Source organism: Parafrankia sp. FMc2 (genome assembly GCF_041008525.1).
Taxonomy (GTDB): Bacteria; Actinomycetota; Actinomycetes; order Frankiales; family Frankiaceae; genus Parafrankia.
In genome coordinates this window covers 1-7,404 of the sequence record NZ_JBFLUG010000230.1, presented here as the reverse complement: position 1 = coordinate 7,404, position 7,404 = coordinate 1, and the positions used below count along the sequence as shown (strand labels likewise).

The 7,404-nt window shown below is 70.4% G+C and carries 6 protein-coding genes; 5 read left to right on the top strand and 1 reads right to left on the bottom strand.

Going from position 1 to position 7,404, the window contains the following annotated elements; genetic code table 11:
* The 5 genes from AB1460_RS34810 to AB1460_RS34790 form a co-directional block, all read left to right on the top strand.
* On the top strand, positions 1 to 807 hold an 807-nt coding region (locus AB1460_RS34810; RefSeq protein ID WP_368966619.1), incomplete at its 5' end, for an ABC transporter permease.
* A 204-nt stretch (positions 808 to 1,011) separates the two neighbouring features.
* Positions 1,012 to 2,712, top strand: a complete 1,701-nt coding sequence (locus AB1460_RS34805; RefSeq protein WP_368966618.1) for an ABC transporter substrate-binding protein — start codon at positions 1,012 to 1,014, stop codon at positions 2,710 to 2,712.
* Between the two features lie 318 nt (positions 2,713 to 3,030).
* On the top strand, positions 3,031 to 4,344 hold the full coding sequence (locus AB1460_RS34800) for an NtaA/DmoA family FMN-dependent monooxygenase (protein ID WP_368966617.1): 1,314 nt from the start codon (positions 3,031 to 3,033) through the stop codon (positions 4,342 to 4,344).
* Positions 4,344 to 5,633 carry an NtaA/DmoA family FMN-dependent monooxygenase gene (locus AB1460_RS34795; RefSeq protein WP_368966616.1) on the top strand — a complete coding sequence of 430 codons (1,290 nt, stop codon included), beginning with the start codon at positions 4,344 to 4,346 and terminating at the stop codon, positions 5,631 to 5,633. Before AB1460_RS34800 ends, AB1460_RS34795 begins: the two co-directional genes overlap by 1 nt.
* Before the next feature lie 94 nt (positions 5,634 to 5,727).
* On the top strand, positions 5,728 to 6,570 hold the full coding sequence (locus tag AB1460_RS34790; RefSeq protein WP_368966614.1) for an MBL fold metallo-hydrolase: 843 nt from the start codon (positions 5,728 to 5,730) through the stop codon (positions 6,568 to 6,570).
* A 50-nt stretch (positions 6,571 to 6,620) separates the two neighbouring features.
* Here the strand turns inward: AB1460_RS34790 and AB1460_RS34785 are convergent, their stop codons facing one another.
* Positions 6,621 to 7,271 carry a hypothetical protein gene (locus AB1460_RS34785; RefSeq protein WP_368966612.1) on the bottom strand — a complete coding sequence of 217 codons (651 nt, stop codon included), beginning with the start codon at positions 7,269 to 7,271 and terminating at the stop codon, positions 6,621 to 6,623.
* Positions 7,272 to 7,404: the final 133 nt, after the last annotated feature.

Sequence of the window (7,404 nt, the reverse complement as noted above, 5' to 3'; positions counted from 1 at the left end):
GGGTGGGCCGGGTGGCTGCTGCGCCTGCTGCCGCTGGTGCTGCTCGCCGCGGTGGCCGTGATCGGCCCGTGGGTCACCCCGTACGACCCCGAGCGGGTGGCTGGGCCGACGTCCACCGCACCGGGCGGCGACCACTGGTTCGGCACCGACGGGTCGGGGCTGGACGTGTTCTCCCAGCTGCTCGCCGCGACCCGCACGAACGTCGGCGTGGCCACGGCCGTGGTGCTGCTGGCAACAGCCGGCGGGGCGCTGGTCGGCCTGCTGACCGGGATGAACGAGTCGTCCCGCGGCCCACGCGGCGTGCTGGCCCGGGTCGCCGGGCGCGCGGTCGACTTCGTCCAGGCGGTGCCGGGCATGCTCGTCGGCCTGGTGGCGGTGGCCTTCTACGGCGCCTCCCTGACCACCCTGGTCGCGACGCTGGCGATCGTGCTGGCGCCGTTGCAGGCCCGGCTGGTGCGCACCGAGGTGCTGCGGGTCCGCTCCGACGCCTACGTGGACGCGGCGCGCCTGGCCGGGATGAGCGAACTGCGGCTCACGCTGCGCCACGTGCTGCCGAACTCCTGCCGCCCGGCGCTGGAGAACGTCTCCGTGATCTTCGCGGTGAGCATCATCCTCACCGCGTCACTCGGCTTCCTCGGCGCCGGGCTCCCCCCGCCCCAGCCCGAGTGGGGCTCGATGATCTCCCGCGGAGCGACCGACGCCGCCGTCGGCCGCTGGTGGCCCGCGACCTTCCCCACCCTCGCCCTGATCCTGACCGTCGCGATCATGGCCTCGTCAGCCGCGAAGCTGTTCGGCCGGCGCCGCTAGCGCTTCCCCCGCGCCCCCGCGCCCCCGCGCTCCGGCGCTCCGGCGCTTCTGCGCTCCGGCGCTCCGGCGCGCCTTCCCCTGCGCACCGCTCGCGGCGCCCGTCATGCGGCATCCGTCATGCAGCACCCCGAGAACGAGCACCCCCGAGAACGAGCAACCCCGAGACACGTCTCGACGCCCTCACCATCGACAGGAGTTCTCCAGATGCCTGCCCAGACGTCCTCCCCACGGGAGGATCATGGCGCCGGCGGCACGCCGCCACGCGGCCGCCGCCTGCGCCGCACCGGCTCCGTCCTCACCGCCACCGGACTCGCCCTCGCCCTCGCCGCCGCCTGCTCCGGTGAGACCAGCTCGTCGTCGGAGGGCAGCTCGAGCGGCACCGACAGCCTGGTCGAGGCCGTCGCCGCGCTGCCGACCGCGTTCGCCTACGACGCGGGAGCCTTCACCTACGAGGGTTTCGAGTTCCAGATCAACACGCAGGCGCAGCTCATCCGCAACCCGGTCGTGACAGCCGACCGGGAGAACGGCGCCCAGGAGCAGAACTTCTTCGAGTTCGAAGGGGAGCTCGCCGAGAGCTACGACGTCAGCGCCGACGGGCTGACCTACACCTTCCACCTGCGCCAGGGCGTCATGTCGGCCGCGGGCAACGAGCTGACCGCGGACGACGTCCTGTGGTCCTACGAGCGGAAGTGGAACTCGACCTCGGTCGCGCCGTTCATCTCGGCCCCGGCGATCGTCGACCCGGCCCGGCAGTTCAAGAAGGTCGACGACTACACCGTCGCGATCACCATCGACCGCGCCGGTGACGGGTTCACCCTGCTGTCGCTGCTCGCGAACGTCAGCGGCGACATCTTCGACAGCGACCTGCTCAGGGAACACGAGTCGGCGGACGACCCGTATGCGGTGAACTGGTCGGCCGAGAACGGGAACTTCGGCTACGGCGCCTACACGCTGGACAACGTCCAGGCCGGGCAGAGCCTCACCCTGAAGGCCAACCCGAACTACTGGGAGGGCGAGCCGCCGATCAAGACGATCACCCAGCGGGTGGTCGCCAACCCGGGAACGCGCACCAACCTGCTGCGCAACGGTGACGCCGACCTCGCCGTCCAGCTCCGCCCGCAGGATGTCGACGGCATGAAGGACGACGACGACCTGCAGACCTTCGACATCGACTCGATCGAATACCTGAGCACCAACATCAACACCACCAAGGCGCCCTTCGACAACAAGCTGGTGCGGCAGGCGCTGAGCTACGCGATTCCCTACGACCAGATCCGGCAGGACGTGTTCCTGGGCCGGGCCGACGCGATGACCGGTTTCATCAACCCGCGCTACCCCGGATACTCCACCGATGGCCTGCGCTCGTTCACCTACGACCCGGCACGGGCGAAGTCGCTGCTCGCGCAGGCCGGTGTCGACAACGTCTCCGCGAAGATCCTCATCTCCAACAGCATTCCGGCGCTGGAGGAGGCCGCCGTCCAGATCCAGTCCTTCGCCCGGGACGCCGGCTTCACCTTCGCCGTCGACAAGCAGCCGGCCACCGCGGTGGAGGACCAGCGGTCCAACGCCACCTACGACATCCAGCTGGTGACCGACAAGGCGATCAGCCAGTCACCGCCGTACGAGCTGCTGCTGGCCTTCACCGAGGACTCCCCGCTCAACGCCACCTACTTCACCAACGACTCCTACTACGCCGCCGTCGACCGGGGTGTCGCCGCCGGCGACGCACTCTCGCCGGAGGCCGGGGCCGCCTGGAACGCCGCGCAGAAGATCTGGCAGGACGAGCAGCCGACGGTGCCGATCGCGTTCATCCAGCCGAACGTGGTCTTCTCCGCCGGCGTCGACGGCTACTACTACCGCTCGGAGAGCGCGATCGACTTCTCCGCGCTGTCGAAGACCCAGTAGCTGCTCCGAGCCCGGACGGCCGGTCGCCAGCTGGTGACCGCCGGCTGGTGACCGCTGCTGATGACCGCGAGCAGCAGGCCGCCTCCGCCCACGGACACGGCTTACCGCCGTGCCGGCGCAATCTGGCCGGCACGGCGGTTCGCTTTCCGCACCCACAGCGGGAACATCCGGCGCCGTGCCAGCGGGCCGGTGGCGCAATGCCGGGAGAACCTGCGGGCCGCCGCCCCGAAACACTCCCGCGATTTTCTGCAGGAAAGAACAGGCCGCGCGGACGGATCTCCCGCTCCGCGCACCGGACGGACGGACGAGGGAGAGAACATGTTCCACATGGGCTGGTTCGTCGGGTCGGGCTACAGCGTCCAGTCCTGGCGGGGAACCTGGGGCGGCTCCGGCGCGCGGGAATGGATGCGGCCGGACCTCTACGTCGACATGGCCCGCTCGCTGGAGAGGGCCTGCTTCGACTACATGATCTTCGAGGACGGCCTCATGATCCCGGACGCGTTCCAGGGGAACATGCAGGCCTACCTGAAGTACAACATGGAATGCCCACGGCTCGACCCGACCATGCTCATCGGTGTTCTCGGCCAGGCGACCTCGCGCATCGGCCTGATTCCGACCGTCTCCACCTCGTTCTATCCGCCGTTCATGGCGGCCCGGATGCTGGCGACGCTCGACCACATCACCGAGGGCCGGGTCGGCGGGAACCTCGTCACCTCCTCCAGCCACCGCGCCGCGCAGAACTTCGGCTACGAGAAGCACTTCGAGCACGACCTGCGGTACCGGATGGCCGACGAGTGGATCGACCTCGTCGGGAAGCTCTGGGAGTCGTGGGAGCCGGGCGCGGTCGTCTTCGACGAGGAGACCGGCACGTTCGCCGATCACACCAAGGTCCACACGGTGGACTTCGAGGGCGAGTTCTTCCGCTCCCGCGGCCCGCTGAACGCCGTGCCGGGCCCGCAGGGCCGGCCCGTGATCTGCCAGGCCGGCGGCTCCCCCGCCGGCCGCGAGTTCGCCGCCCGCAACGCCGACACGGTCATCTGCGTGCCGCTCGGCGTCGAGGCGATGAAGGCCTACCGGGAGGACATGTCGGCGCGCCTCATCGCGAACGGGCGCAAGCCGTCCGACTGCAAGGTGCTCTTCCTGGTCCGTCCCGTGCTCGGCGCGACCGACGAGGAGGCGCGGGAGAAGCGCCGCCGCCTGCAGGCCGCGCAGCGCGGCGACGACGCCGTCGCCACCCAGCTCGCGGTCATGTCCTACTTCTCCGGCCTCGACTTCTCCCAGTTCGACCTGGACAAGCCGCTGCCGGACCTGACCGGCCAGGTCAACGGGCACCAGTCGTCGATGTCGCGCTACGCGAAGGACAGCGAGGACGGCAAGACCCTGCGCGAGCTCGCCTCCACCCACGAGACCACGGTCTCGCTGGAACTCGTCGGCACCCCCGACACCGTCGCCGGCCTGATGGGTGAGGCGATGGAGGAGGTCGGCGGTGACGGCTACCTGATCTCCAACGAGCTGGACCGGCGCAGCATCGCCGAGATCGCCGACGGGCTCGCCCCGGCACTCAAGCGCCGCGGACTCATCCGCGAGTCGTACACGCACGAGCACTTCCGCGACAACCTGCTGGAGTTCTGATGTTCCACCTCGGTCTGTTCACCGGCTGCGGCGTGCAGTCCTGGAACGATCTGTGGTCCGGTACCGGAGCCACCGACTGGATGAGCCCGCAGCTCTACGTCGACACAGCCCGCGCCGTCGAGCGGGCGGGATTCGACTGCATCATCCTCGAGGATGCCCACTTCATCCCGGACGTCTTCCGCGGCACCACCGACTTCGCGCTGAAGAACGGTTTCCACGCGCCGAAGATGGACCTGTTCGTGATGACCCCGTTCATGCTCACCGCGACGAGGCACCTCGGCATCCTCCCCACCCTGACGACGACCTTCCACCCGCCGTACATGGCGGCCCGCACCCTGGCCACGCTCGACCACCTCTCGGCCGGGCGCGGCGGCGCGAACCTGGTCATGTCGCACAACGACCGCACCGCGCAGAACTACGGCCTGGACGCCCAGGCCGACCACGACCTGCGCTACGACCAGGGCGACGAATGGGTGAAGCTCGTCTCGGAACTGTGGAACTCCTGGGACGCCGACGCCCTCACGGTCGACCGGGAGAACGGCGTCTACGTCGACCCGGCGAAGGTCCGCGAGATCCACTTCGACGGCCGCTTCTACCGCTCCCGCGGCCCCCTCAACTCGCTGCCGCCCCCGCAGGGGCGCCCGGTGTTCTCCCAGGCCGGCGGATCAGGCCGCGGAAAGGACTTCGCGGCCCGCAACGTCGACCTGGTGATGACGAACGTCACCGGCGTCGAGACCATGAAGGCGTTCCGTGACGACCTGATCCTCCGCCTCGAGACCTTCGGCCGCAAACCGGACTCCTGCAAGGTGATGTTCAACGTCTCGCCGGTGCTGGGCGAGACGAAACGGGAGGCCGAGGAGAAGCGCGCCGCGGCGCTCGCCGCCCACGACGCCAACATCGAGATCAACCTGGGCTGGATGTCGTACTACAGCGGCATCGACTTCGGGCGGTTCGACCTCGACGCCCCGATGCCGGACATGCGCACGAACGCCAGCCGCAGCACAGCGGAGAACCTGAAGGAGAAGAGCAGCGGCATGACGCTGCGCGAGTTCGCCTCCTATCCGTCCGCCGGTGCGGTGGAGCTCGTCGGCACGCCCGACGCGGTGGCCGCGCAGATGGGCGAGGTGATGGAGGAGGTCGGCGGCGACGGTTTCCTCATCCAGCAGCCGATGTTCCGGCGCGCGATCAGCGAGATCACCGACGGACTCGCCCCGGCGCTGCGCCGCCGCGGGCTCATCCGCGACGGATACTCGTTTCCGCACTTCCGGGACAACCTCCTGGAGTTCTGAGCCCACGAGGACCTGACCACGCGAAGACCCGAGTCGCGGGCCGCGGCGTCCGGCGGCGCGGCCCGCCGACCGATCCGTCCACGGAGGAGACCCGATGGACCTGACCACGGACCTGCCGATCTGCGTCACCTGCGGCGTGCAGTACGCGGCGCCGCGGCCCGACTGCCCGGTCTGCGAGGACGAGCGCCAGTACGTCGGCTGGGACGGGCAGAGCTGGACCACGCTGGCGACCCTCGCCGCGGAGGGGTTCCGCGGCCGGCTGGAACCCGAGGGCCCCGGCGTGTACGGCATCGGGTCCGAACCGAAGATCTCCATCGGGCAGCGGGCGCTGCTGGTCCGCACCGCCGACGGCAACATCCTCTGGGACTGCGTCCCGTTTCTCGATGACGACCTGATCGCCCGGGTCAACGCCCTGGGTGGCATCAGCGCGATCGCCGTCAGCCACCCGCACTTCTACGGCTCGATGGTCGACTGGAGCCACGCCTTCGGCGACGTGCCGGTCTACGTGCACGCCGCCGACGAGCAGTGGCTCGGGCGCCGTTCCTCCACGGTCGAGCTGTGGACGGGAGACACCCTCACCATCGGCAGTGGTCTGACCCTGGTCAACGGCGGGGTGCACTTCGCGGGCGGCACCGTCCTGCACCACGCCGACGGCGAGAACGGGCAGGGTGCGCTGTTCTCCGGGGACATCCTCCAGGTCGTCCTCGACCGCCGGTACGTGAGCTTCATGTACTCCTACCCGAACTACATTCCCGAGCGGCCGGAGACCGTCCGCCGCGCCGTGCGGCTCCTGGAACCGTTTGCGTTCGAGACCATCTACGGCGCCTTCTGGCAGACGGTCGTCCGCGCGGACGGCCACGCCGCCATGCACCGCTCCGCCGACCGCTACCTGCATTTCGTCGCCGACCCCGCCGCTCCCCCGGCCCCCGCGGGATGAAAACGGACGGGCAGGACGTCCGCAGTGACGTCCTGCCCGTCCGCCGTTCCCTATCGCGGCGTGGTGACCAGGCGCTCCAGGAAGTCCCGGTAGCCGCGCAGCGCGTCGCGCAGTGTGTCGGTCGACGGGGCGCCGTCCTCGCGCCACGCCGCGCGCAGCCGGTCCTGCTCGCGCCGGACAGCCTCGGTGAGCTGGTTGACCGCCTCGTCGAGGACCTGGTCGGCCTGCCGTACCGCACCTCGCGGGTCGTCGACGAACGACAGTAGCGCCTCCTGCCACCGCTCCCGCAGCCTTGCCGACGCGGCCGGCCCCGCCGGGCCGGTGCCGGCCTCCGCGGCGCCCGGTGCCTGGTCAGTACCCGCGCTCGACGGCACGGCGGTCGACGGCACGGCGGTGGATCCCGCGGTGGGCGTCTGCGCGGCAGGCGCCTCGATGACCGGCGGCTTCGCCTCTGTCGCGTTCACTGCCGGCTTCGGGTGCCCTTCGACCGCCCGCGCCGCATCCCCGTCCCGCGCCGCCGGATGCTCGGGGGCGACAGCCGGCGTGGCGTCGGCGGGCGTCGCGGCGTCAACCGGCCTGACCGCATCGACCGGCCTGGTGCTGTCAGCCGGCCTGGTCGCGCTGATCGGCCTGGTGGTCTCGGCAGCCTCCGCGTCGGGGCGAGACGCGCCGGTCTGGGTCGAACGTTCCTCGAGGCTCATCAGATGTCCCTAAGGTCGAAGGTGTCTGGGGTTGGTGCCCCGGATGCCCGGGACGACGGGGTGTGGCTGATCAGGTGGTTGCCGCACGGTGGCTCGAAAGGAATGGCCGCCCTGTCGTTCTGGACGCCCTGGC